Annotated in this window: 25 protein-coding genes; 15 read left to right on the forward strand and 10 right to left on the reverse strand. The window is 72.9% G+C overall.

What is annotated here, in order from left to right:
- Positions 1-39 precede the first annotated feature (39 nt).
- Entirely contained in the window at positions 40-1,266 is a 1,227-nt protein-coding gene (locus ABZZ17_RS29785; RefSeq protein ID WP_356880526.1) for an alpha/beta hydrolase, read from the forward strand.
- Between the two features lie 98 nt (positions 1,267-1,364).
- Positions 1,365-2,213, forward strand: coding sequence for a DUF4429 domain-containing protein (locus ABZZ17_RS29790; protein ID WP_356880470.1), 849 nt, complete (start codon positions 1,365-1,367; stop codon positions 2,211-2,213).
- Between the two features lie 51 nt (positions 2,214-2,264).
- Here ABZZ17_RS29790 and ABZZ17_RS29795 read toward each other — a convergent pair whose 3' ends face one another.
- On the reverse strand, positions 2,265-3,287 hold the full coding sequence (locus ABZZ17_RS29795) for an aldo/keto reductase (protein ID WP_356880472.1): 1,023 nt from the start codon (positions 3,285-3,287) through the stop codon (positions 2,265-2,267).
- On the reverse strand, positions 3,284-3,673 hold the full coding sequence (locus ABZZ17_RS29800) for a MerR family transcriptional regulator (RefSeq protein ID WP_356880474.1): 390 nt from the start codon (positions 3,671-3,673) through the stop codon (positions 3,284-3,286). Before ABZZ17_RS29800 ends, ABZZ17_RS29795 begins: the two co-directional genes overlap by 4 nt.
- Before the next feature lie 78 nt (positions 3,674-3,751).
- On the opposite strand from ABZZ17_RS29800, the gene ABZZ17_RS29805 reads away from it, so the two are divergent.
- Complete coding sequence (locus tag ABZZ17_RS29805) at positions 3,752-4,567, forward strand: serine hydrolase domain-containing protein (protein WP_356880528.1); 816 nt, start codon at positions 3,752-3,754, stop codon at positions 4,565-4,567.
- A 4-nt stretch (positions 4,568-4,571) separates the two neighbouring features.
- Here ABZZ17_RS29805 and ABZZ17_RS29810 read toward each other — a convergent pair whose 3' ends face one another.
- Positions 4,572-5,231 carry a pirin family protein gene (locus tag ABZZ17_RS29810; protein ID WP_356880476.1) on the reverse strand — a complete coding sequence of 220 codons (660 nt, stop codon included), beginning with the start codon at positions 5,229-5,231 and terminating at the stop codon, positions 4,572-4,574.
- 81 nt (positions 5,232-5,312) lie between these two features.
- Between ABZZ17_RS29810 and ABZZ17_RS29815 the strand changes: the two genes are divergently transcribed.
- The 5 genes from ABZZ17_RS29815 (at position 5,313) to fabF (ending at position 10,205) form a co-directional block, all read left to right on the forward strand.
- The gene (locus ABZZ17_RS29815; protein WP_356880478.1) at positions 5,313-6,524 is read left to right on the forward strand and encodes a helix-turn-helix domain-containing protein; all 1,212 of its coding nucleotides are present in this window, start codon (positions 5,313-5,315) and stop codon (positions 6,522-6,524) included.
- An 89-nt stretch (positions 6,525-6,613) separates the two neighbouring features.
- Positions 6,614-7,531, forward strand: coding sequence for an ACP S-malonyltransferase (locus tag ABZZ17_RS29820; RefSeq protein WP_356880480.1), 918 nt, complete (start codon positions 6,614-6,616; stop codon positions 7,529-7,531).
- Between the two features lie 19 nt (positions 7,532-7,550).
- A complete protein-coding gene (locus ABZZ17_RS29825; protein ID WP_356880482.1) occupies positions 7,551-8,555 on the forward strand; it encodes a ketoacyl-ACP synthase III in 1,005 nt (334 codons plus the stop codon).
- A 55-nt stretch (positions 8,556-8,610) separates the two neighbouring features.
- Complete coding sequence (locus tag ABZZ17_RS29830) at positions 8,611-8,859, forward strand: acyl carrier protein (RefSeq protein WP_356880484.1); 249 nt, start codon at positions 8,611-8,613, stop codon at positions 8,857-8,859.
- Positions 8,860-8,939: 80 nt separating this feature from the next.
- The gene (fabF, locus tag ABZZ17_RS29835; protein WP_356880486.1) at positions 8,940-10,205 is read left to right on the forward strand and encodes a beta-ketoacyl-ACP synthase II; all 1,266 of its coding nucleotides are present in this window, start codon (positions 8,940-8,942) and stop codon (positions 10,203-10,205) included.
- Between the two features lie 73 nt (positions 10,206-10,278).
- On the opposite strand, the gene ABZZ17_RS29840 is transcribed toward fabF, so the two are convergent.
- Entirely contained in the window at positions 10,279-10,773 is a 495-nt protein-coding gene (locus tag ABZZ17_RS29840) for a DUF3145 domain-containing protein (protein WP_030160508.1), read from the reverse strand.
- 250 nt (positions 10,774-11,023) lie between these two features.
- Here ABZZ17_RS29840 and ABZZ17_RS29845 point away from each other — a divergent pair, with 250 nt between their 5' ends.
- Positions 11,024-11,920 (forward strand): SGNH/GDSL hydrolase family protein, encoded by an 897-nt coding sequence (locus ABZZ17_RS29845; RefSeq protein WP_356880488.1) that lies wholly within the window; start codon positions 11,024-11,026, stop codon positions 11,918-11,920.
- 148 nt (positions 11,921-12,068) lie between these two features.
- Here the strand turns inward: ABZZ17_RS29845 and ABZZ17_RS29850 are convergent, their stop codons facing one another.
- Entirely contained in the window at positions 12,069-14,546 is a 2,478-nt protein-coding gene (locus ABZZ17_RS29850) for a glycoside hydrolase family 3 C-terminal domain-containing protein (RefSeq protein ID WP_356880490.1), read from the reverse strand.
- A gap of 141 nt (positions 14,547-14,687) precedes the next feature.
- Between ABZZ17_RS29850 and ABZZ17_RS29855 the strand changes: the two genes are divergently transcribed.
- From ABZZ17_RS29855 to ABZZ17_RS29865, 3 genes are all read left to right on the forward strand, one after another.
- On the forward strand, positions 14,688-15,269 hold the full coding sequence (locus ABZZ17_RS29855) for a TetR/AcrR family transcriptional regulator (RefSeq protein ID WP_356880492.1): 582 nt from the start codon (positions 14,688-14,690) through the stop codon (positions 15,267-15,269).
- Between the two features lie 97 nt (positions 15,270-15,366).
- Positions 15,367-16,302, forward strand: a complete 936-nt coding sequence (locus ABZZ17_RS29860) for an endonuclease/exonuclease/phosphatase family protein (protein WP_356880494.1) — start codon at positions 15,367-15,369, stop codon at positions 16,300-16,302.
- Positions 16,299-17,024, forward strand: coding sequence for a carbon-nitrogen hydrolase family protein (locus ABZZ17_RS29865; RefSeq protein WP_356880496.1), 726 nt, complete (start codon positions 16,299-16,301; stop codon positions 17,022-17,024). The genes ABZZ17_RS29860 and ABZZ17_RS29865 overlap by 4 nt, the downstream gene beginning before the upstream one ends.
- Before the next feature lie 91 nt (positions 17,025-17,115).
- On the opposite strand, the gene ABZZ17_RS29870 is transcribed toward ABZZ17_RS29865, so the two are convergent.
- Positions 17,116-17,415 (reverse strand): helix-turn-helix domain-containing protein, encoded by a 300-nt coding sequence (locus ABZZ17_RS29870; RefSeq protein ID WP_356880498.1) that lies wholly within the window; start codon positions 17,413-17,415, stop codon positions 17,116-17,118.
- Between the two features lie 148 nt (positions 17,416-17,563).
- Between ABZZ17_RS29870 and ABZZ17_RS29875 the strand changes: the two genes are divergently transcribed.
- Positions 17,564-18,463 (forward strand): NAD(P)-binding domain-containing protein, encoded by a 900-nt coding sequence (locus tag ABZZ17_RS29875; protein ID WP_356880500.1) that lies wholly within the window; start codon positions 17,564-17,566, stop codon positions 18,461-18,463.
- 9 nt (positions 18,464-18,472) lie between these two features.
- Here ABZZ17_RS29875 and ABZZ17_RS29880 read toward each other — a convergent pair whose 3' ends face one another.
- The 3 genes from ABZZ17_RS29880 to ABZZ17_RS29890 form a co-directional block, all read right to left on the reverse strand.
- Positions 18,473-19,327: an EI24 domain-containing protein gene (locus ABZZ17_RS29880; RefSeq protein WP_356880502.1), complete on the reverse strand. Its 855-nt coding sequence runs from the start codon at positions 19,325-19,327 to the stop codon at positions 18,473-18,475.
- A 68-nt stretch (positions 19,328-19,395) separates the two neighbouring features.
- Positions 19,396-19,818, reverse strand: a complete 423-nt coding sequence (locus ABZZ17_RS29885; RefSeq protein WP_356880504.1) for an organic hydroperoxide resistance protein — start codon at positions 19,816-19,818, stop codon at positions 19,396-19,398.
- A 65-nt stretch (positions 19,819-19,883) separates the two neighbouring features.
- Positions 19,884-20,906 (reverse strand): NADP-dependent oxidoreductase, encoded by a 1,023-nt coding sequence (locus tag ABZZ17_RS29890; protein WP_356880506.1) that lies wholly within the window; start codon positions 20,904-20,906, stop codon positions 19,884-19,886.
- 134 nt (positions 20,907-21,040) lie between these two features.
- On the opposite strand from ABZZ17_RS29890, the gene ABZZ17_RS29895 reads away from it, so the two are divergent.
- On the forward strand, positions 21,041-21,463 hold the full coding sequence (locus tag ABZZ17_RS29895) for a MarR family transcriptional regulator (protein ID WP_356880508.1): 423 nt from the start codon (positions 21,041-21,043) through the stop codon (positions 21,461-21,463).
- A gap of 88 nt (positions 21,464-21,551) precedes the next feature.
- Here the strand turns inward: ABZZ17_RS29895 and ABZZ17_RS29900 are convergent, their stop codons facing one another.
- A complete protein-coding gene (locus ABZZ17_RS29900; RefSeq protein ID WP_356880510.1) occupies positions 21,552-22,298 on the reverse strand; it encodes a hypothetical protein in 747 nt (248 codons plus the stop codon).
- A 78-nt stretch (positions 22,299-22,376) separates the two neighbouring features.
- Between ABZZ17_RS29900 and ABZZ17_RS29905 the strand changes: the two genes are divergently transcribed.
- Positions 22,377-22,976, forward strand: a complete 600-nt coding sequence (locus ABZZ17_RS29905) for a hypothetical protein (protein WP_356880512.1) — start codon at positions 22,377-22,379, stop codon at positions 22,974-22,976.
- The last annotated feature ends 91 nt before the right edge of the window (positions 22,977-23,067 follow it).

Below are 23,067 nucleotides of genomic sequence, written 5' to 3' on the forward strand. Positions count from 1 at the left end.
CAGGGGCTCCGGCGGTCTTTTAGTCTGACTCCAGTGAAACTGTCCGGCCCCGCCCCCTCCGCCGCCGGCGCACCCACGCGCCCCGCCGCCCTGCGCACCCTGCTCGCGCTCGCGGTCGTCTTCGTCATGCTGGCCACCACCGGCTGGACCGCCGTGCACCGCCCCGAGGCCGGGACCCCGCCGCGGGCCGCCGCGCTCGCCGCGTGGGCCGTGGCCCGGATCGACGGCCGGGCCCTGCCGCCCGCCGACGCACCCGTACGGACGGTGGCCCGCTTCTTCGAGAGCCTGGACGGTGCCCAGCGGGCCCGGCTCACCAGCGGCTACCCGCTCGTCGTCGGCAACCTCGACGGGGTCCCCGCCCAGCTCCGCTACGAGGCCAACCGCACCTCCCTGCACCAGGCCGAACGCCTGGAGCAGGAACGCGCCCGCGACGTCGCCCTCAGCCCGGCCGACCGCGGCACGGCCACCCGGCGCGCCCACCGCTTCGCCTCCCTCGCGGACCCGGCCCGGCAGATCCTCGTCTTCGACCCCACCGGCAACGGCCTCGTCGCCGAGGTCTTCGGCGACCTCGACCGGGCCCGCCGGATCTCGGTGATCGTGCCCGGCGTGGACACCGACGCCGTCACCTTCGAGCGCACGCAGCGCCGCCTCACCGCCCCCGCGGGCATGGCGCAGTCCCTGTACGAGGCCGAGCGCGCGGCGGCGCCCCGTACCGACACCGCCGTCATCGCCTGGGCCGGGTACACGGCGCCCACGGGGGTCGGCGTGGACGCCGCCACCGGCCGCCTCGCCGTCCAGGGCGCGGCCCGCCTGCGCTCGCTGTCGGCGGCCCTGCCCGGGGACGCCAGCGTGGCCCTGTTCTGCCACAGCTACGGGTCCGTGGTGTGCGGGGTCGCCGCGCACGGGCTGCCCCGCCGGGTGACGGACGTGGTGGTCGCCGGCAGCCCCGGCATGCGCGCCGGCAACGTCGCCGAGCTGGAGACCGGCGCCCGGGTGTGGGCGACGCGGGACGAGGGCGACTGGATCGAGGACGTACCGCACCTGGAGCTCGGCGGGCTCGGGCACGGGGCGGACCCGGTGTCGCCGGAGTTCGGCGCGCGGCTGCTGTCCTCCGTCGGCGCGAAGAGCCACACCGGCTATTTCGAGCCAGGCACCGCCTCGCTCGACAACTTCGCGCGGATCGGAACCGGCGCGTTCGGTTCCGTCACCTGTGTGGGAGACACCGACGACTGCCGCCGCGAAATTTCCGGCACGGAGGGTGACTGACGGGGACCGACGTCGGCCGGGCCCGCCCGGCACCGGCAGAACCCCGCGAGAACCCGACCCGGCGACGAGGAAGACGCACGGGGCCGCGTCCCTCTACGATGTGCCGCATGGGTGACGTACTGGCCGGAAATCATGCCGTCTGGGAGTTCGACTCGGACTCGGTGCTCATCCGCTTCGCACGGGGGATGCGAACTCCACGGCTCTGGCACGCGCTGGGGCCGCGCCGGATCCCCCTCGAAGCGCTGACCGGGGCGAACGTGACCGCAGGCCGGAGGGACACGGTGATCCTGCGCGCAGAACCACGGCCCGGCGCCGACCCGCTCGTGGAAGCGGCCGCCGGGCAGCTCAAGGACGCCTGCGATCCCTACCGCCTCGTGCTCCCCCGCGACCGGGCGGCCGACGCCGACGCCTTCGCGCGGTCCCTGCGCGAACGGCTCGACCCGGACGCCGCGACCGAACCCGCCGACCGCTTCCTCGTCGAGGTCCCCGGAGCGCCCCTCCAGCTCAAGGCCTACGACGCCCGCGTCGGCTTCGACGGCACCACCGTGGCGTTCCAGTGGTCCCGCACCGGCGCCACCAGCACCAAGTGGAAGGCCGGCGACCAGCGCTACCCGCTGACCTCCCTCACCGGCGTCGAGTGGACCTCACCCGACCGCCCGGGCGGCGGCCACCTGCGGCTCCTCCCCCGCGACACCGCCACCGACGCCCGCCCCGACCACGACCTCGCCGCCGCCGTCTTCGGCGTCGGCTACGGGGCCGTCCACGAATCGCTGCCCTTCGCCGCGGCCGTCCTCGCGGCCCTGCGCGCCCGCACCCCCGTCGCCTCCGTCCCGCCCGCCCGCCCCGCCGAGGACGACCGGCTGCGGCACCTCACGGAACTGCACGGCGCGGGCCTCCTCACGGACGCCGAGTACTCGGCGCTCCGCGCACGGTTCTCCGAGGACTGAGGCCGCGAACCGGGGCCGCGAGCCGGGGACCGGGGCCGCGAGCCAGGGCCGTCAGGCTTCGCGGGCGGCCGACGTGGAGCTCATGTCCGGGTAGCGGTCGCCCGCCACGCCCGCCGCGATCGGCTCCAGCAGGGCCAGTTCCCCGTCCGTCAGGGTGATCCGGGTCGCCGCCGTGTTCTCCGCGACCCGGGCCGGCCGGCGGGTGCCGGGGATCGGGACCACCGTCAGGCCGTGGACCGACGCCCGCTGCTGCACCCACGCCAGCGCGACCTGCGCCGCCGTGACCCCGTGCACGGCCGCGATCTCCCGGACCGGAGCCAGCAGCTCCGCGTTCGTCCGGGCGTTGTTCCCGGTGAACCGCGGCTGGAACTGCCGGTAGTCCCCGGCCGACAGCTCCGCCGACGCGTCCGCGAAGGAGCCCGTCAGGAAGCCGCGCCCCAGCGGGGAGTACGGCACGAAGGCCACCCCGAGCTCCGCCGCCGCGCCCACCGCGCTGCGCTCCACGTCCCGGCTGAACAGCGACCACTCCGACTGGAGCGCCGCGATCGGGTGCACCGCGTACGCCTCGCGCAGCTCGGCCCCCGTGACCTCGCTCAGCCCCAGGTGCCGCACCTTCCCCTCCTCCACCAGTTCGGCCATGGCGCCCACCGACTCGGCGAACGGCACGTCCGGGTCCCGGCGGTGCATGTAGTAGAGGTCGATCACGTCCGTCCCGAGCCGCCGCAGGCTGTCCTCGACGGCCCGGCGGACGTACGCCCGGTCGTTGCGGACGCCCCGGTAGTGGGGGTCGTCGGTGCGCTCGATGCCGAACTTCGTGGCGAGGGTGATCGCGTCCCGGTGGGCGGCGACGAAGGGCGCGAGGAACTCCTCGTTCGCGCCGCGCCCGTACACGTCCGCCGTGTCGAAGAGGGTGACCCCGGCCTCCAGCGCCGCGTCCAGCGTCGCGCGCGCCGCCGCCTCGTCGGTGTCCCCGTAGAACTCGCTCATGCCCATGCAGCCGAGGCCCTGGACGCCGACCACCGGTCCGCCCTTGCCCAGCCCGGTCCGCTCGATGGTGCTTCCGTGCTCCGTCATGTCCGTGCCTTTCCGGCCGTGCGCATCTCGTACATTCCGATCTTGAAGTCCAGTACGCCGAGGGCGTCCGTCAGTTCCGTGATCCGGGCCCGCACCTCGGTACGGGTGCGTTCCAGCAGCTCACGGCGCTGCTCGACGGTGTGCTCGCCCTCGCGGACCAGTTCGGCGTACCGGACCATGTCCGCCACCGACATGCCGGTGGCGCGCAGCTTGCCCACGAAGGACAGCCAGTCGAGGTCCCTGTCGCTGAACCGGCGCTGCCCCGAGTGGGAGCGGTCCACGTGCGGCATCAGGCCGATCCGCTCGTACCAGCGCAGCGTGTGCTGGGTCAGGCCGGTCCGGGCCTCGACCTCGCTGATCGTGTACCGCGTCTGCGTCAGGCTCATGGCCCCACGCTAAAACCTTGGAGTGCACTCCAAGCAAGTAGGCTCGGCCGCATGGAGAGCATGGAGGCCGGCAACGGCATGGAAAGCCTGCGGATCATCGAGAGCTGGCCGGTACCGACGGCCGCGGCGGCCGTCGTGCGCGCCGACGGGAGCCTGGCCGGCTCGCACGGGCCCCTCGGCCACCGGTTCCCGCTGGCCTCGGTCACCAAGCCGCTCACCGCGTACGCCGTCCTCGTCGCGTACGAGGAAGGTGCGGTCGAACTGGACGAGCCGGCCGGGCCCGAGGGGTCGACGGTCCGTCACCTCCTCGCGCACACCAGCGGGCTGGCCTTCGACGAGCACCGCGTCATGGGTCCGGCCGGGCAGCGCCGGCTGTACTCCAACGCCGGGTTCGAGGTGCTGGGCGACCACGTCGCCAAGGCCACCGGGATCCCCTTCGCCGAGTACCTGCACCAGGCGGTGTTCGAGCCGCTGGGCATGACCTCCTCCGCGCTGGAGGGCTCGCCCGCGAAGGACGGCGTCTCCACCGTCACCGACCTGGTGCGCTTCGCCGCCGAGCTCCAGGCGCCCCGGCTGCTGGACGTGCGGACGGTCGCCGACGCCACCTCGGTGGTCCACCCGGGCCTCAAGGGCGTCCTGCCCGGCTACGGACACCAGTCGCCGAACGACTGGGGCCTCGGCCTGGAGATCCGCGACGGCAAGTCCCCGCACTGGACGGGCCTGACCTCCTCGCCGCGCACCTTCGGGCACTTCGGCCAGTCCGGCACCTTCCTGTGGGTGGACCCGGACGCCCGCGCGGCGTGCGTCGCGCTGACGGACCGCGCCTTCGGCCCGTGGGCGGCGGAGGCCTGGACCCCCTTCACCGACGCGGTCCTCGCGGAGCTCCGGGGCTAGCCGGTCAGAGCGGCAGTTCCCAGATCAGCAGTTCCCCCGGGGAACCGGCGGTGATCTCCAGGCCCTTCTCGGCCGTGATCCGCGCCGAGTCCCCGGGGCCCAGCTCCTCCCCGTCGAGCCGCAGGTCCCCGCGGACCACGTGCAGGTAGACCCGGTCGGCGTCCGGTACGGGGATCCGTTCGCCCGCGCCCGGACGCCGTACGTGCAGCACCGCGCCGGCCGCCGGGACCTCGTACGGGGTGCCGTCGGCGAGGCCGCGGACCACGTCGTACGAGGGCTCCCCGCCGCCGGCGAGCGGCGCGAGCCACGTCTGTACGAACCGCAGCGGGACGGCTCCGTCGTTGCGCTCCACGTGCCGCGCCCCGGAACCGGCGCCGAGCCGCTGGACGTCACCGGGCCGCACCAGCCCCGAACGGGTGGAGACGCCGTCCCGGTGCGTGAGCTCGCCCTCGACCACCCAGGTGACGATCTCGGTGTTGGAGTGGGGGTGCTCGTCGAAGCCCGCACCGGGCGCGAGCCTCTCCTCGTTGCAGGCCAGCACCGGGCCGAAGCGGATGTTGTCCGGATCGTAGAAGGACCCGAAGGAGAAGGCGTGCCGGGTGGTGATCCCGGCACCCGGATCCCCTCCCGCGTACCGGTCTGCGGCGCGGCGTACATCAATCATGGAGGCCACCGTAGCCCCCGGCACGGGACGGGGCCCGAGACCGGAGTCCGCGCCGGGGCGCCGATAAGGCAGTCTTGTCCCGTGCCCCAACCCGAACGTGAGCAGTCCCCCGAGACCCGTCCCGCGCATCCGGCCCACCCGCACGCCGCGACGCTGCGCCGGCTGGAGAAGTCTTCCGGCCGGCTCGCCGCCAACGCCATCGCGCGCATGGACGAGACCCTGCCGTGGTACAGGGCGATGCCCCCGGAGAACCGGTCGTGGATCGGTCTGGTAGCCCAGGCCGGCATCGCCGCGTTCACGGAGTGGTTCCGGCACCCCGAGACCCCCCAGGCGATCTCCACCGACGTCTTCGGGACGGCTCCGCGCGAGCTGACCCGGGCGATCACCCTGCGCCAGACCGTCGAGATGGTGCGGACGACGATCGAGGTCATGGAGACCGCGATCAACGAGGTGGCGGCCCCCGGCGACGAGTCGATCCTGCGCGAGGCGCTGCTGGTGTACGCCCGGGAGATCGCCTTCGCGACCGCCCAGGTGTACGCGCAGGCCGCCGAGGCGCGCGGGGCGTGGGACGCCCGCCTGGAGTCCCTCGTCGTGAACGCGGTGCTGTCGGGCGAGGCCGACGAGGGGGCCCTGTCGCGGGCCGCCGCGCTCGGCTGGAACTCGCCGGAGCACGTGTGCGTCGTACTGGGCACCGCGCCGGACGGGGACAGCGAGCTGACCGTCGAGGCGATCCGCCGGGCGGCCCGCCACCACAAGCTCCAGGTCCTGACCGGGGTGCTGGGCGACCGCCTCGTGGTGATCGCGGGCGGCAGCGACAACCCGATGCAGGTGGCGAAGTCGCTGATCGGGCCGTTCGCGGCCGGTCCGGTGGTGGCCGGTCCGGTGGTCTCCGACCTGCTGAACGCGACGAAGTCGGCCCAGGCCGCGGCCGCCGGCCTGAAGGCCTGCACGGCCTGGCAGGACGCCCCCCGCCCGGTGCTGGCGGACGATCTCCTGCCCGAGCGCGCGATCGCCTCCGATCCCTCGGCCAGGGAGCAGTTGGTGGAGGAGATCTACAGACCGCTGGAGGAGGCGGGGTCGGCGCTGCTGGAGACGCTCAGCGTCTACCTGGAGCAGGCGAGCAGCCTGGAGGGGGCCGCCAGGATGCTGTTCGTGCACCCCAACACGGTGCGCTACCGGCTCCGACGTGTGACCGACGTCACCGGATGGTCACCCTCCGATGTTCGTTCGGCGTTCACGCTGCGAATCGCCCTGATCCTGGGGCGTCTGGCCGACGGAGATCCGCAGTCCTAGACTTTTGTCGGACATCAACAATTACCCCGACGGTTCTTCGTCCCTGTCCCCACGGGCGGCGGAGACCATCCACAAGAGAGAGTGTGAGGGTGCTCGTACTCGTCGCTCCAGGCCAAGGCGCTCAGACGCCCGGCTTCCTGACTCCTTGGCTCGAACTGCCCGGTGCCGCTGACCGCGTCGCCGGCTGGTCCGACGCCATCGGGCTCGACCTTGCCCACTACGGCACGAAGGCCGACGCGGACGAGATCCGCGACACGGCCGTGGCACAGCCGCTGCTGGTGGCAGCGGGTCTGCTGTCCGCTTCCGCCCTCGGTTCCCCTGCGGCCTTCGGTGCCGTGGCGGGCCACAGTGTCGGTGAGATCACCGCCGCCGCGTACGCGGGCGTACTGTCCGACGCGGACGCGCTGTCGTTCGTCCGTACCCGTGGTCTGGGCATGGCCGAGGCCGCCGCCGTCACGGAGACCGGCATGGCCGCCGTCCTCGGCGGTGACCAGGACGTGGTGGTCGCCCACCTGGAAAAGCTGGGGCTGACCCCGGCCAACATCAACGGTGCGGGCCAGATCGTGGCCGCCGGCACCGCGGAGCAGATCGCCGCTCTGGTGGCGGAGAAGCCCGAAGGCTCCATCAAGGTCGTCGCCCTCAAGGTCGCGGGCGCCTTCCACACGCACCACATGGCCCCCGCGGTGGCCGAGCTGGCGAAGGCCGCCCAGGCCCTCACCCCTGCCGATCCGACGCTGAAGTACGTGTCGAACAAGGACGGCCTCGTCGTCGAATCGGGCGCCGACGTCGTCGCCCGTCTGGTCGGCCAGGTGGCGAACCCGGTCCGCTGGGACCTGTGCATGGAGACGTTCGGTTCGCTGGGCGTCTCCGGGATCGTCGAACTGTGCCCCGGCGGCACGCTGACGGGTCTGGCCAAGCGCGCGCTGAAGGGCGTGCCGAGCGTGGCCCTGAAGACCCCGGACGATCTCGACAAGGCCGCGGAGCTCCTCGCCGGGCACGCGGCCTGAGAGAAGGAGCCCACACAGCATGTCCAAGATCAAGCCGGCCAAGGGCTCCCCGTACGCCCGCATCCTCGGCGTCGGCGGCTACCGCCCGACCCGTGTGGTGCCCAACGAGGTCATCCTGGAGACGATCGACTCGTCCGACGAGTGGATCCGTTCCCGTTCCGGCATCGCGACGCGGCACTGGGCCGGACCGCACGAGACGGTCGCCCAGATGTCGGTGGAGGCCTCCGGCAAGGCGCTGGCCGATGCCGGGATCTCTCCGGAGCAGATCGGTGCCGTGATCGTCTCGACGGTCTCGCACTTCAAGCAGACTCCGGCCGTGGCGACGGAGATCGCGCACCGGATCGGCGCGGTGAAGCCGGCCGCGTTCGACATCTCCGCGGGCTGTGCCGGTTTCGGCTACGGCCTGACCCTCGCCAAGGGCATGGTGGTCGAGGGGTCGGCGCAGTACGTCCTCGTCATCGGTGTCGAGCGGCTTTCGGACCTGACCGACCTGGAGGACCGCGCGACGGCCTTCCTGTTCGGCGACGGTGCGGGTGCCGTGGTCGTGGGCCCCTCGGACGAGCCGGCCATCGGCCCCACGGTGTGGGGTTCGGAGGGCGACAAGTCCGAGACCATCAAGCAGACCGTGCCGTGGGACGAGTACCTCGGCAAGGACAGCGGGGAGAAGTTCCCGGCCATCACGCAGGAGGGTCAGGCGGTCTTCCGCTGGGCCGTCTTCGAGATGGCGAAGGTGGCCCAGCAGGCGCTCGACGCCGCCGGGATCACCGCCGAAGACCTGGACGTCTTCATTCCGCACCAGGCGAACATGCGGATCATCGACTCGATGGTGAAGACTCTGAAGCTGCCGGAGCACGTCACGGTCGCCCGTGACGTGGAAACCACCGGCAACACGTCGGCCGCCTCGATCCCGCTCGCTATGGAGCGGCTCCTGGCGACCGGAGCGGCGAAGAGCGGCGACACCGCGCTCGTCATCGGCTTCGGGGCGGGACTCGTCTACGCCGCGACGGTCGTTACCCTCCCCTAGGACCGGAATCCGTTCCGGTCCTGCTCAACCCATTCAGCTAGAGAAGGAGCGCCACATGGCCGCCACCCAGGAAGAGATCGTCGAAGGTCTCGCGGAGATCGTCAACGAGATCGCCGGCATCCCGCAGGAGGACGTCCAGCTCGACAAGTCCTTCACCGACGACCTGGACGTCGACTCCCTGTCCATGGTCGAGGTCGTCGTCGCCGCCGAAGAGCGCTTCGACGTCAAGATCCCGGACGAGGACGTCAAGAACCTCAAGACGGTCGGCGACGCCGCTTCGTACATCCTGAACAACCAGGCCTAAAGCCTGCCGAGCGTTTGTCGCCACCTGGCGGTGGCGCCGTGACAATTCAGCACCCCCTGAGACGTGGAGAAAGAATTCCTGTGAGCCCGACCAATCGCACCGTGGTCGTCACCGGTATCGGCGCAACCACTCCGCTGGGTGGCGACAGCGCTTCGACCTGGGAAGGCCTGCTCGCCGGCCGGTCCGGAGTCACGCCCCTGGAGGGCGAGCGCTTCGCCGAACTCCCGGTCCGTATCGCCGCGCAGGCCGCCGTGGACCCGAGCGAGGTACTCCCCCGCCCCCTGGCCCGCAAGCTCGACCGCTCGGCGCAGTTCGCCGTCATCGCCGCCCGTGAGGCCTGGGCCGACGCCGGCTACACCGCTCCGGCGGGCGAGGACGAAACGATCGTCCCCGAGCGCCTGGGCACCGTGATCGCCTCCGGCATCGGCGGCGTCACCACCCTGCTCGACCAGTACGACGTACTGAAGGAAAAGGGCGTGCGCCGGGTCTCCCCGCACACCGTCCCCATGCTCATGCCGAACGGCCCGTCGGCCAACGTGGGCCTGGAGGTCAACGCCCGCGCCGGTGTGCACACGCCGGTCAGCGCGTGCGCTTCGGGCGCCGAGGCCATCGGTTACGCCGTCGAGATGATCCGTACCGGCCGTGCCGACGTGGTCGTCGCGGGCGGCACCGAGGCGGCGATCCACCCGCTGCCGATCGCCGCGTTCGCCAACATGATGGCGATGTCGAAGAACAACGAGAACCCCACCAAGGCCTCCCGCCCGTACGACAAGGGCCGTGACGGCTTCGTCCTCGGCGAGGGCGCGGGCGTCGTGGTGCTGGAGTCCGCCGAGCACGCCGCCGCGCGCGGCGCCCGCGTCTACTGCGAGGTGCTGGGCCAGGGCCTGTCCGCGGACAGCCACCACATCGCGCAGCCGGAGCCCACGGGCCGCGGCGTCGCGGCCGCGGTGCAGAACCTGCTCGACAACACCAACCTCGACCCGTCCGAGCTGGTGCACCTGAACGCGCACGCCACGTCGACCCCGCAGGGCGACACGGCCGAGCTGAAGGCCCTGCGCAAGGTCCTGGGCGACGACCTCGACCACATCGCGATCTCCGCGACCAAGTCGATGACCGGTCACCTGCTGGGCGGCGCGGGCGGCATCGAGACGGTCGCGACCGTCCTGGCGCTGTACCACCGGATCGCCCCGCCGACCATCAACGTCGACGAGCTGGACGACGACATCGACGCGGACATCGTGCGCGGCGAGCCGCGCAAGCTGCCCGTCGACGGTCCGATCTCGGCGATCAACAACTCCTTCGGTTTCGGCGGCCACAACGTCACCCTGGCGTTCCGCACCGTCTGACCCCGTACGACGTGAAGGGCCCCGTCCGGCAGCTGCCGGGCGGGGCCCTTCGCGTGCGGGGGGGCCGCCGGTCCTAGACGACCTGGTGGAGCCAGCGGACCGGGGCTCCCTCGCCGGCGTACCGGAAGGGTTCCAGCTCGTCGTCCCAGGGCTTGCCGAGGAGCTTGGCGATCTCCGCTTCCAGGTCGGTCTCACCGCGCGCGGACCGGGCGAGGGCGGCGCGCAGCCGGTCCTCGGGGATGAGGATGTCCCCGTGCATTCCGGTGACGGCGTGGAAGATGCCGAGTTCCGGCGTGGAGCTGTAGCGCTCGCCCTCGGCGGTCGGGCAGGGTTCGGCGGTCACTTCGAAGCGGAGCAGGTGCCAGCCGCGCAGGGCGGAGGCGAGTTTCGAGGCGGTGCCCGCCTCGGCCTGCCAGGAGAACTCGGCTCTCCAGGTGCCGGGGGAGGCGGGCTGCCGGATCCAGTCGAGGTTCACCCGCACCCCGAGCACGCCCGCAACAGCCCATTCCACGTGCGGGCAGAGCGCGCGCGGCGCGGAATGCACGTACAGAACTCCACGTGTCGTCACCGGGACCTCCAGTGTGGGACGAGGTCGGGAATAAACTCCAGAAAACGGACAGTATGTGACGTGATGTAATGTAACGGAAATTATTTGACATTGCGCACCGGCACTTGCGGCCGAAACGCCACGGGAAAAAGCTACCGTGCGCCAGGGGTCATGGTGTGACGTACGGTCGCTCCGAGGCCGGTAAACACAGAGCATTCACTCAGCAGGACGCCCCCGGAAGGACGCGGGGCGACGAGGGAGGGACCACCCCATGCGCACCACCGCTCCGCGCCGCAGCGCGCGCCGGGCCTTCGCGGGCGCGGGCCTGGCGGTGGCCGTCCTGGCCGCGTTCGTCACCGGCTGTGACGAGGGCGTTCCGGAGGCCGAGGGCGAGCGGGGGGCGCAGGCCGCGCCGCGCTGGAACACCGCGCCCGCGTCGGTCGCCGCCGTCGGCGATTCCATCACCCGCGGGTTCGACGCCTGTTCGGTGCTGGCGGACTGTCCCGAGGTGTCCTGGGCGACCGGGAACGACCCCGCGGTCCGCTCCCTCGCCGCGCGGCTGCTCGGGGAGGCGGAGGTGCCCGCGCGCAGCTGGAACTACGCGGTGACCGGCTCACGGATGGCGGACCTGCCGGTGCAGCTGACGGCGGCCGCCGCGCACAAGCCCGACCTGGTCACGGTGATGGTGGGCTCGAACGACGCCTGCCGGCCCACCGCTTCGTCGATGACTCCGGTCGCGGAGTTCCGCGACGGGTTCGAGAAGGCCCTGAAGGAACTGCGGACGGCTTCGCCCTCCTCCCAGGTGTACGTGTCCTCGGTGCCCGACCTCCAGCGGTTGTGGGAGCAGGGCAAGGACAGTCCGATGGTCCGGCAGATCTGGAAGCTGGGGATCTGTCAGTCCATGCTGGCCGAGCCGCTGTCGGCCACGGCGGGGGCGACGGCCCGCCGGGAGCAGGTGCGGGCGCGGGTGGTCGAGTACAACGAGGCGCTGCGCGAGGTCTGCGCGAAGGACGCCCTGTGCCGTTACGACGGCGGCGCGGTGTTCCAGTACCCCTTCTCGGCGGATCAGTTGAGCCGCTGGGACTGGTTCCACCCGGGGAAGGACGGGCAGGCGCGGCTGGCCGAGCTGGCGCACCGCCAGGTGACGGCGGCCGAGCCGCCGCGTTGACGCGGAGGACCGGAGGCGGGTGTCAGGGCCCGCCCCCGGTCCGTTCCGGGGCCGCAGCGGGGACGATTTCAGGCCATTCGGCCTTCCGGCGTGTCGCGCGGCGGTTCGTGTCCGGCCGTCAGGTCGCTCCTGCCCCGGCCGGGGCGGCTCACGCCAGGTCGAGCGCGGCCGTCAGGCGGGTGTCGGTGTACGAGCCGCCCGCGCGGACCTCGTAGCCGCCGCCGATCCGCCGCCAGGCGCCCGTCTTTTCGTCCCAGATCTGGAAGGCCCGGGCGGGCAGGGTGATCTCGGCCTCGACGCTCTCCCCCGGCCCGGCCTCGACGCCCGCGAAGCCGGCCAGCCAGGCGGCGGGGCGTTCCACGGTGTCGGCGACGGGTGCCAGGTAGACCTGGACGACCTCCCGGCCGGGCCGGGTGCCGGTGTTGGTGATCCGGACCCGGACGCTCTCGGGGGTGGCCTCCAGGGACTCGTAGGACCAGTCGGTGTAGCCGAGGCCGTGCCCGAAGGGGTAGGCGGGCACGACGGAGCGGGCCTCGTAGGCGCGGTAGCCGATGAGGAGCCCCTCGGCGTACTCCAGGCGTCCTTCGGCGGGGACCACCTCGGTGACGGGCGCGTCGGCGAACGCGGCGGGCCAGGTGGTGGGCAGGCGCCCGCCGGGCTCGGCGTCCCCGAGGAGCACGTCGGCCAGCGCGGCCCCGCCCTCCTGCCCGGGGAACCAGGTCAGCAGGACGGCGGCGACCTCCTCGCGCCAGGGGAGCTCCACCGGCGAGCCGGCGTTGACGACGACGACCGTGTTCGGGTTGACGGCGGCGACGGCGCGCACGAGGTCGTCCTGCCGGCCGGGCAGGGTGAGGTCCTTGCGGTCGAAGCCCTCGGACTCGACCCGCTCGGTGGTGGCGACGACCACGACGGCCGTGTCGGCGGCCCGGGCGGCCTCCACGGCCTCGGCGATCAGCTCGTCGGCGTCCCGGCGCGGGCCGAGGTGGAGCAGCGAGAACATGATCGCCTTGAGCGGGAGGGTGCTGGTGTCGGGGACCTGGTAGGTCAGCGAGACCTCGACGGGCCGGCCCTCGGCGAGGGGGAGACGGGCGCGCTCGCTGGGGGCGCCGAAGAAGGCCTCGAAGGGGTCGGCCTCGTCGCCCATCTCCTGGACGCCCTCCCACAGGGGCGTTCCGTCGACGGTGAGGGCGAAGGCGCCGAGTCCGCGGGTGCCGAAGGCGTGCTCGCCGCTCTCGCGCGGGGTGAAGGTACCGGTGACCTCGATGGTGGCCATCGTCTCGTACGCGGCGCCCGCGGGCAGGTCGTCGCCGATCCACTGGACCTGGCCGCTCGGCAGGCTGCCCTCGCCGAGGACGGCCCCGGAGGCGTCGCGGCAGACGGCGCGCAGTTCGAAGCCCTTGCCGGCGGGGGTGAGTTCCTCGCTGGGATCGGCGCCGACCGCGAAGGTCAGGGTCCCTTCCGGGAGGGCGGCGGTGAGGCCGTCGAGGGGGGACACGACCCGCTCGGGGAAGACGGTGGCGCTGCCGCCGCCGAGGACGCGGGCGTCGCGGGCCGCGGCGCCGAGGAGGGCGACGGTGCGGCCGTCGCCGGCGGCGAGCGGCAGCGTGCCGCGTTCGTTGCGTACGAGGACGAAGCCGCGGGCGGCGATCTCGCGGGCCAGGGCCTGTCCGTCGACGGCGTCCGGCACCTCGGTGACCACGGGCGGGGCGCCTTCCAGGGCGCCGACGCGGGCCGCGAGGCGCAGGACGTTGCGCACGGCGGCGTCCACGGCGGACTCGGGGACCTCCCCGTCCCGGACGGCCGCGGCGAGGGCGGGCCCGTAGACGGTGGTGGGGCCGGGCATGGCCACGTCGAGGCCGCCGAGGATGTCGCCGGTGGTGGAGCGGGCGGCCATCCAGTCGGAGACGTTGTAGCCGTCGAAGCCCCACTCGGCGCGCAGGACCTCGTTCACCAGGTGGGCGTTCTCGGTCATCGTGGTGCCGTTGACCTGGTTGTAGGAGGTCATGACGCCCCAGGGGCGGGCGTTGGCGACGATGGCCTCGAACGGCGCCAGGTACAGCTCGCGCAGCGGGCGCGGGGCGATCGCGCAGTCGACGGTGAAGCGTTCCGTTTCCGCGTCGTTGCCGACGAAGTGCTTGACGGTGGTGCCGACCCCGCCGTCCTGGACCCCGTTGACGTAGCCGCTGCCGATCTCGCCGGTCAGGTACGGGTCCTCGGAGTAGCACTCGAAGTGGCGGCCGCCGAGCGGGGAGCGGTGCAGGTTGACCGTGGGCGCGAGGAGGACGTCAACGCCCTTGCGGCGGGCCTCCTGGGCCAGGAGCCGGCCCGCCCGGCGGGCGAGGACGGGGTCCCAGGACGCGGCCAGGGCCGTCGGGGAGGGCAGGGCGATCGACGGGTCGTCGGCCGTCCAGCGGACGCCCCGGACGCCCACGGGCCCGTCGGACATGACCAGCGACCGCAGTCCGATCTCGGGGAGGGCGGGCAGGGACCACATGTCCTGGCCGCCCAGGAGGCGGGTCTTGGCATCGAGGTCCAGCTTGCCGAGCGCCGCCTCGACGGCGTCCTCGCGGACCCGGTCGGGGGTCTGGTCTCGGCTCTGATCACGGGTCTGCGCGGCATCGGTCACGGCCGTAACTCCTCGCTGAGTGCGGTGCGGTCGCCCCATCGTGGACCCGTTGCCTGGTGAACGGTAGGGTTCGTGATGGATTCGTGACATTGGGATGCCGTACGGTCCTGCTGGCGGGCGAGAACGGAAGGAGTGCCGGCGATGGCCAGGGCGAGGAGCGAGGAGCGGCGCGGCGAGATCGTCCGCGCGGCGGTCGAGGTGATCGCGGAGCGGGGCTACCGGGGGGCTGCCCTGGGTGCGGTCGCCGAGCGCGTGGGCCTGACCCAGCAGGGGTTGCTGCACTACTTCCCCACCAAGGAGTCCCTGCTGGTCGCGGTGCTGGAGGAACGCGACCGCTGGGACACCGGGGGCGGCTCGCGCGTCGCGGGCGGCGCCTGGCGCCTCGACCTACTGGCCTCCCTGGTCGAGTACAACGCCATGCGGCCCGGCATCGTTCAGACCTTCTCGGCGCTGCTGGGCGAGAGCGTGACGGACGGTCACCCGGCGCGGGAGTTCTTCACGCAGCGCTACGCGCAGGTGCGCGGCGAGATGGCGGCGGTGCTGCGCGCCGAGTTCGGGGAGCGGCTGCCCTCGGGCCTGACGCCGGAACAGGCGGCCCCGCTGCTCACGGCGGTGATGGACGGCCTCCAGTACCAGTGGCTGCTCGCCCCCGAGTCCGTGGACATGCCGGCCGCGTTCCAGGCGTTCCTGACCCTGCTGCGGGGAACGGAACCCGCCAACTGACCTGGCAGGGCGGCCGGATACCTTGATCGGCGAGCGGTCCGACGGACACGCCGGCGGACAAGTCGGCGAGCGGACCCCTCGGGAACGGGGAACTTTCATGAACGTATCCGGAACGTCGAGGCGGAGCGCGGGCGTGCTGGCCGCCCTGCTGCTCGCCGCCGGGCTGGGGACGCCGTCGGCCACCGCCGCCGAGGCTCCCCTCCAGGTCATGTCCTGGAACATGTGCGGTTCGCAGCGCTCCACGTGGCACTGCGAGGGCACCGGCACCCCCCAGCAGAAGATCGACGTGGTGAAGGGCCAGGTCCGGGACCAGGGCGTGCGGGCCGTCCTGCTCCAGGAGGTGTGCGAGGACGACCTCACCTCCCTGATGTCCCAGCTGGGCCCGGAGTGGACGAAGAGCTTCGCCCCGTACCAGTGGTCCCAGGGCGCGTCCGGCAAGTGGAACAGCCGCTGCGGCGAGGACACCGGACGGGCCGACCGCATCGGCACCGCGATCGTGCTGAAGGGGCAGATGAGGGACCCCCGCGAGTACCCGACGACGCAGCCGTACGTCGGCCAGCAGCGGCCCTTCCAGTGCGCGACGTCGGCGGAGTCGCAGGTCCGCCTGTGCAACGTCCACCTCTCGCCCCTGGGCAGCAACCCGGACCACCCCACCTGGGACTACCGGGACGACCAGCTCAAGGAGATCAAGGCGGTCGTCAAGACGTTCCCCAGGACGGTCTTCGGCGGGGACTTCAACGCGCTGTCCCCCGACTCCCCGAACGACAAGGACGCCTGGGTGTGGCCCGCCGGCCTCTACACCACCAACCCCGACTTCGACGGCGGCTACCGGGAGTGCGACCAGACGGGACACGCACGCACCGGGCGGGCCACGCACGGATCGGGCGCGAAGATCGACTACCTGTTCAGCAGTGAACTCCGACAGGGGTGCACGGTGACCGACACGCCCTTCTCCGACCACCACGTCCTGGTCGAGTCGCTGACCGTACGGCCCGTGCCGCAGGTGGTCAGGGCGGCGAAGGCCGCCGGGTGAGGATCGCCGCCGCGCAGCTGAGCTGCGTCCCCGCCGACGTCGGCGCCAACGCCGCCCGGGCGGCCGTCCTCGCCGGACGGGCCCGGGACGAGGGAGCGGCCCTCGTGGTGTTCCCCGAGTTCACGCTCACCGGCTACGAACTGGCGGCGCTCGCCGCCGACCCGGGGCTGTGGACCGCCGCCGACGACCCCCGCCTGGACCCGCTGCGCTCCGCGGGCGTCGCCACCGCGGTCGGGGTCGCGCTGCCCGCCGCCGACGGGGGCCGGCCCCTCATCGCGACGACGGTGTACGGCGCGGACGGCACGCACCTCACCACGTACGCCAAGCAGCACCTCTACCGGCAGGAGAACGAGGCCTTCCGGCCCGGTACGGGCGACGGGCGCTTCGAACTGGGCGGGATCCGCTTCTCGCTGGGCGTCTGCTACGACAACCACTTCCCGGAACTGGCCGGCCGGGCCGCGGCGGACGGCTGCCGGGTGCACCTGGCGAGCTCCCTGTACGGAACGGGCGACGGGATCGCGGAGCGGGCGGCCGTGTACCCGGGGATCGCCCGTGACCACGGCCTGTACGTCGTCCTCGCCAACCACGTCGGCCCGGCGGGGCCGTGGACGGGCTGCGGCCGCTCGGCCGTGTGGGCCCCGGGCGGGGCGCTGCTGGCCGAGGCGGACGCGGAGCGGGAGGGCGTGGTGACGGCCGAGATCCCCGACACGGCCGCCGGCTGACCCGCTCGCGCCGCACGGCGCGCCCGGCCGCCGCCCGGTGACGGGCGGCGGCCGGGCGGGCGCGGTCGCCGCGGCGGTCAGGCCGAGGCGGTCAGGCCGAGGCGGCGGCCGGCGCCGGCAGGAGGTGCTTGGTGCCCCAGGCGCCCAGTGCCTCCAGGGCCGTGTTCAGCTCCTGGCCGAGCGCGGTCAGCGAGTACTCCACCCGCGTCGGGACCTCGTCGTACACCTCGCGGTGGACGATCCCGTCCGTCTCCAGCTCGCGCAGCTGCGCGGCGAGGACCTTCTCCGACACCCCCGGGACCAGCCGGCGCAGCTCGCCGAAGCGCCGCCCCGGATGCTGGTCCAGCTCCCACAGGAGCGAGACCTTCCATTTGCCGTCGATCACGGACATCGCCGCGGCGATCCCACAGTGATCCGCCCCGGGCCTTCGCGTCAGCGCCATCGCGCACCCCTCCCCAGCTGCTCGCTCACCTTGGGGTAACCACCCACTCCAAAGTGCGTACTTGAGCGGTTCACCGCCCGCGACCAGGCTAAACGCCATGACCGACACGCACACGACGAAGACCCCGCTCACCCTGCTCGGCCTCGGCGCCATGGGCACCGCCCTCGCCCGCACCTGGCTCGCCGCCGGGCACCCGCTCACCGTCTGGAACCGCACCGCCGCCAAGGCCGGGGCCCTGGCCCCCGCAGGCGCCCTCGTCGCCGCGGACCCCGCCGGAGCGGTCGCCGCGAACACCCTGATCGTGCTCTGCCTGCTGGACGACCAGACCATCGACGCCACCCTCGACGGCATCGACCTGACCGGCAAGGACCTCGTCAACCTCACCACCGGCACGCCCGCCGAGGGCCGCGCGCGGGCCGCCTGGGCCGAGGCCCGCGGAGCCCGGTTCGTGGACGCCGGGATCATGGGCACGCCGTCGATGATCGGCGCCCCGGAGACCGGCGGCTACGTCTTCTACAGCGGCTCGCGCGCCCTGTTCGACACCCACCGGGCCACTCTGGAGGTCCCCGCCGGAGCCCGCTTCGTCGGCGAGGACCCGGGGCACGCGGCCCTGCACGACGTGGCGCTGCTGAGCGCGATGTACGGACTGTTCGCGGGGATCTCGCACGCCTACGCCCTGATCGAGGGCGAGGACATCTCCCCCGCGAGCCTGTCCCCGCTGCTGTCCGAGTGGCTGGGCGCGATGGGGTTCTTCGTCGGGAACGCCGCCGAGCGGCTGACCTCCCGGGACTTCACCTCCGGGGTGGAGTCCAGCCTGGCGATGCAGGTCGCGGCGAGCGCGACCCTGCTGACGACCGCCGCCGGGCAGGGCGTCAGCGCCGAGCTGATCACGCCGTACCTGGACCTGATCCGCGAGCGCCTGGAGGCCGACCCGGCCGCCCACGCGGGCGAGGACACCACCGGGGCGATCACGCTGCTGCGGCGCGGGGCGGCGTAGCCCGCTCCCCTACGCGTACGAGGGCGGCGGCGGGCCGAAGCCGCCGGCCGGCGGCGCCTGGGCCTCGCCGGGTCCGGCCTCCCCGTCCGGCCGGCCGGACGGCCGGCCCTCCGGCTCGGCGTCCTCGTCGGCGCCGACCAGTTCGCGGGCCATCAGGGTCGCCCCCGCGACGGCACCCGGCATCAGGAACACGGCGACGAACGGGACGAGGAAGACCAGCACCAGCGGCACGCCGAAGCCGAGGGCCAGCGCGCGGCGCCCGCGCAGCAGGGTCAGCTGCTCGTCGAGGTCCACGCGGCGCCGCTGGAGGGCGACGGAGGTGAGCTCCTGGGTGAGGAAGAAGCCGGAGACGCAGAAGCCGATCGCCGGGACCACGGTCTGCCCGAGGACCGGGACGAAGCCGAGGGCGAACAGGACGATGCCGTAGAGCACCACCCGCAGGAGCAGCCGCAGGCTGTCCCGGGCGGAGATCCACAGGTCCTCCCACAGCGAGCGCCCCGACTCGGGGACCTCGCCGCCCTCGGTCCGGTCGACCTGCTCGGAGAGCGACTCGTAGAAGGGCTGGCCGACGAGCAGGGTCACCGCGGTGAAGGTGATCACCGACAGGAACAGGCCGAGGCCGAAGACCAGCGCGGTCAGGGTGCCGCGGAAGATGCCGAGCCAGGGTGAGGACCAGTCCGAGGCGAAGGGCGTCGCCCAGGCGGTGAAGTCGTCGGCGCCGTGGAACAGCCCGATCAGCGCGCCGACGTACAGCACCAGCGCGACGAGGCCCGGCAGCAGGCCGAATCCCAGCCAGCGGCCGTGCCCGAACACCCATCGCTGTCCGGCCAGCAAGTACCGGAAGCCCCCCGCAAGATCACGCATGGGGCCAGTTTACGGCGAAGGCCGCACCCCTCCGGGAGGGGTGCGGCCTTCACTGCGTGCAGCGGGGATCAGACGGCCAGCTCGACCGTGATGTTGCCGCGGGTGGCCTTGGAGTACGGGCAGATCTGGTGGGCCTTCTCGACCAGGTCCTTGGCGGTGGCGGCGTCCACGTTGGGGATCGTGGCGGAGATCTTGACGATGATGCCGAAGCCGTCGTCGTTCTTGCCGATGCCGACCTCGGCGGTCACGGTGGAGCCGGTGACGTCGAGGTTCTCGTTGCGGGCGGCGACGCTGAGGGCGCCCTGGAAGCAGGCGCTGTAGCCGGCGGCGAACAGCTGCTCCGGGTTGGTGCCCTCGCCGCTGCCACCGAGCTCCTTCGGCGGGTTCACGACGACGTCGAGCTTGCCGTCGTTGGTGGCGACGCGGCCGTCACGGCCGTTCTCGGCGGTGGCGACAGCGGTGTACGCGACGTCGGTCTGCGTGATGGACATGAAAGGAAATCCTCCAGATGAATCGCCGTGATGCGCGCCCACGATCACGACGGTGTGGAGTGAGCCTAACCGGTGAAGGAAACGATCATCTTTCCGGTGTTCTCGCCGCGGAGCATTCCGAGGAACGCCGAGGTCGCGTTCTCGACGCCCTCGACGACCGTCTCGTCGTAGCGGAGCTCGCCGGAGCGCAGCCAGCCGGCCACGTCCTGGACGAACTGCTGCTGGAGCCCGGCGTGGTCCCCGACGAGGATGCCCTGGAGCCGCAGGCGCTTGCCGATGACCATCATCAGGTTGCGCGGGCCCGGTGCGGCCTCGGTGTCGTTGTACCCGGCGATCGCACCGCAGAGGGTGGCGCGGCCGTGGACGTTCAGCGAGGAGATCGCGGCTTCCAGGTGGTCGCCGCCGACGTTGTCGAAGTAGACGTCGATGCCGTCGGGGGCGGCCGCGCGCAGCTGCTCGGCGACGGGGCCGTTCTTGTAGTTGAAGGCGGCGTCGAAGCCGTACTTCTCCGTGAGGAGCGTCACCTTCTCGTCCGAGCCGGCGGAGCCGATCACCCGGGAGGCGCCCTTGATCTTGGCGAACTGGCCGACGAGGCTGCCGACCGCACCGGCCGCGCCGGAGACGAACACGGCGTCGCCCTCCTTGAAGGAGGCCACCTCGAAGAGGCCCGCGTAGGCGGTCAGGCCCGGCATGCCGAGCACGCCGAGGTAGGCGGAGAGCGGGGCGAGGGAGGCGTCGACCTTGGTGGCGTACGTCGCGTCGAGGTCCGCGTACTCGCGCCAGCCCAGGTGGTGCAGGACGTGGTCGCCGACCTCGAAGCCCTCGGCGGCGGAGGCGACGACCTCGCCGACCGCACCGCCGAGCATCGGCTCGTCGAGCTGGAAGGGCGGGATGTAGGACTTGGCGTCGTTCATCCGGCCGCGCATGTACGGGTCGACGGACATGTGGAGGTTGCGGACCAGGATCCGGCCGGCGGCGGGCTCGGCGGACACCGGCACCTCGCGCAGGGCGAAGTCCTCGGCGACGGGCCAGCCCTGCGGGCGACGGACGAGGTGCCACTCGCGGCTGACGGCAGGGATCTGGGACATGCGGCGCTCCTGATGACCTGAAAGGGGAAAAAGACGGTGTCGCAACGGTTCCGCACCGGAAAAGTGCTTCACCACATGAAACAACCATGCAGCTGGATATTTCATGTTGTCAAGTAAATGGGTACGCTGGTTCCATGCCCAGCCGTCGCACAGACCCAGTGACCCTCGAGGTCGTCGAACTCATCGGCGACGTCGTGGCCCGCTACCACATGGAGTACGAGGACGCGGCCGCGCGCCACCAGCTCACCGGCGCCCAGGCCCGGGTACTGGCGCTGCTGTCCATGGAGCCGCTGCCGATGCGCCGGATCGCGAAGAAGCTGCGCTGCGAGCCGTCCAACGTGACCGGCATCATCGACCGGCTGGAGACCCGTGGCCTGGTCGAACGCCGCCCGGATCCGGCCGACCGGCGGGTGAAGCTGGCCGCGCCCACGGAGGAGGGGCTCCAGACGGCGGAGCGGCTGCGCGAGTCCCTGGACTTCGCCCGCGAGCCGCTGGCGGGACTGTCGGCGGACGAGCGCACGGCGCTGCGGGACCTGCTCAGGCGGATGCTGGGCTGAGGCCCCGGCGGCTCACGGGCACCCGGCGGCCCGCCGTCGCCCGGCGGCGCACCGGGTCACCGGCTCACCGGCTCACCTGCTCACCTGCTCACCAGCAGAAGAGCCAGCAGTCGTCGTCCTCCGTGGGCGTCGGCTTGGGGGTCGGCTTGCCCGGCTTGGTCTTCGTGGGCGTCGGCTGCGGGGGCTTGGTCGTCGCGGAGGTGCTCGGCGCGGGCTGCCCCGGCTTCGGAGGCCGTACGGTCGCACCGCCCCCGGTGGCGCTCTGCGAGGACCCCGGCTTCGCCGAGGCGGAGGCCTCCGCCCCCGGCGCGGACGCGGACGCGCTCGGCGACCCCGAGGGCCCGGCCGACTTCGTGGCGCTCGCGGTGGCCTTCGCCGTCCCGGTACCCGCCCCGCCGGTCCCGGCCGACGGCGCCGCCCCGGTGGAGAGGTCCGGCGCGGGGACGGCCTGCTGCTGCTCGGTGTCGTCCTTCAGGACCACCTGCGCGGCCCGGTCGGCGCCCTCGTCGTCGGTCACGATCCGGGCGAACGCGATCGAACCCCCGGCCGCGAGCACCAGCCCGAGGCCCACGGACATCACCGTCCGGCGGGTCCGGCGCCGGCCTTCGGCGCGCCGGCGGGTACCGGCCCGGCCCTCGTGGGGGCCGGACAGCACCACGAGCGAATCGGCGTACACCTCCGACAGCGCGGCCGGTGCGACGGAGCCGGGCGGCACGGCAGGGGGCACTGCCCCCGCGGCGGGCGCGGCGGATATCAGGTGGGCGGCCGGAGTCCCGCAGCCGGCGCACGCGAGTGCGCCGTTGAGGTGCCGCTGGCAGGCGTGGCAGTAGTCCATGGCGCCCGCAGGCTACGTGGTCGGACGCAACATCCGCATCGCGGGTTCGTAAGGATCCTGTGTGGAATCTTTGCCTCCATGACCGCGAACCCGCATCCCGGTGCCCGGGGACCCTTCGGCCCCGCCGCGTTCCAGCTGGTCCTGCTGCGCAGGATGGCGGACTTCCAGCCGGACCTCGCCGAAGAGGCCCGGCTGCGGCTGGGCGCCACCCTCGCCGAGCAGCGCGAGGCCAACAAGCGCTGGCAGGCGATGGTGCGCTCGCCCCGGTCCCGCGGGGGCCTCGCCCGCTACCGGTCCGTGCTCGGGCCGCCGGAATCCGTGGCGCCGCGCACCATCGGCGACCTGGAGTGCGAGGCCCTGCTGTGGCCGGTCCCGCTGTGGCCGGGGCTGCGCTTCGAGGTGCTGGCCGCGCCGGACGGAGCGGTGTGGAACGAGTGGCTGGTCCGGGCCCCGGGCGCGCCGGGACCCGTCCTGGAGACCGCCGCCGACCTGCGGCCCTGGTCGGCGACGGTCGACGAGGTCGCGCGGGCCTTCGCCCCGGTGCGGCCGATGGAGGGCACCGCCCCGACCCGGTGGCGCCTGGCGTTCACGGCGTCGGGCCGGCCCCGCGTGGCGGAGTTCACGTACGGGCTGCTCCAGCGGGTCTCCGACGCCGCGGAGCCCGGGGCTCCGTCCTAGGCACTGTCTTCAAAGGGTTCTGATGGGGGATCATGTGCCGCATGGTGCGTCGTCATGAACTGTCGGATCTGGAGTGGGAAGCGTTGTCCGC

Source organism: Streptomyces sp. NPDC006512, assembly GCF_040611935.1.
Classification (GTDB): domain Bacteria; phylum Actinomycetota; class Actinomycetes; order Streptomycetales; family Streptomycetaceae; genus Streptomyces.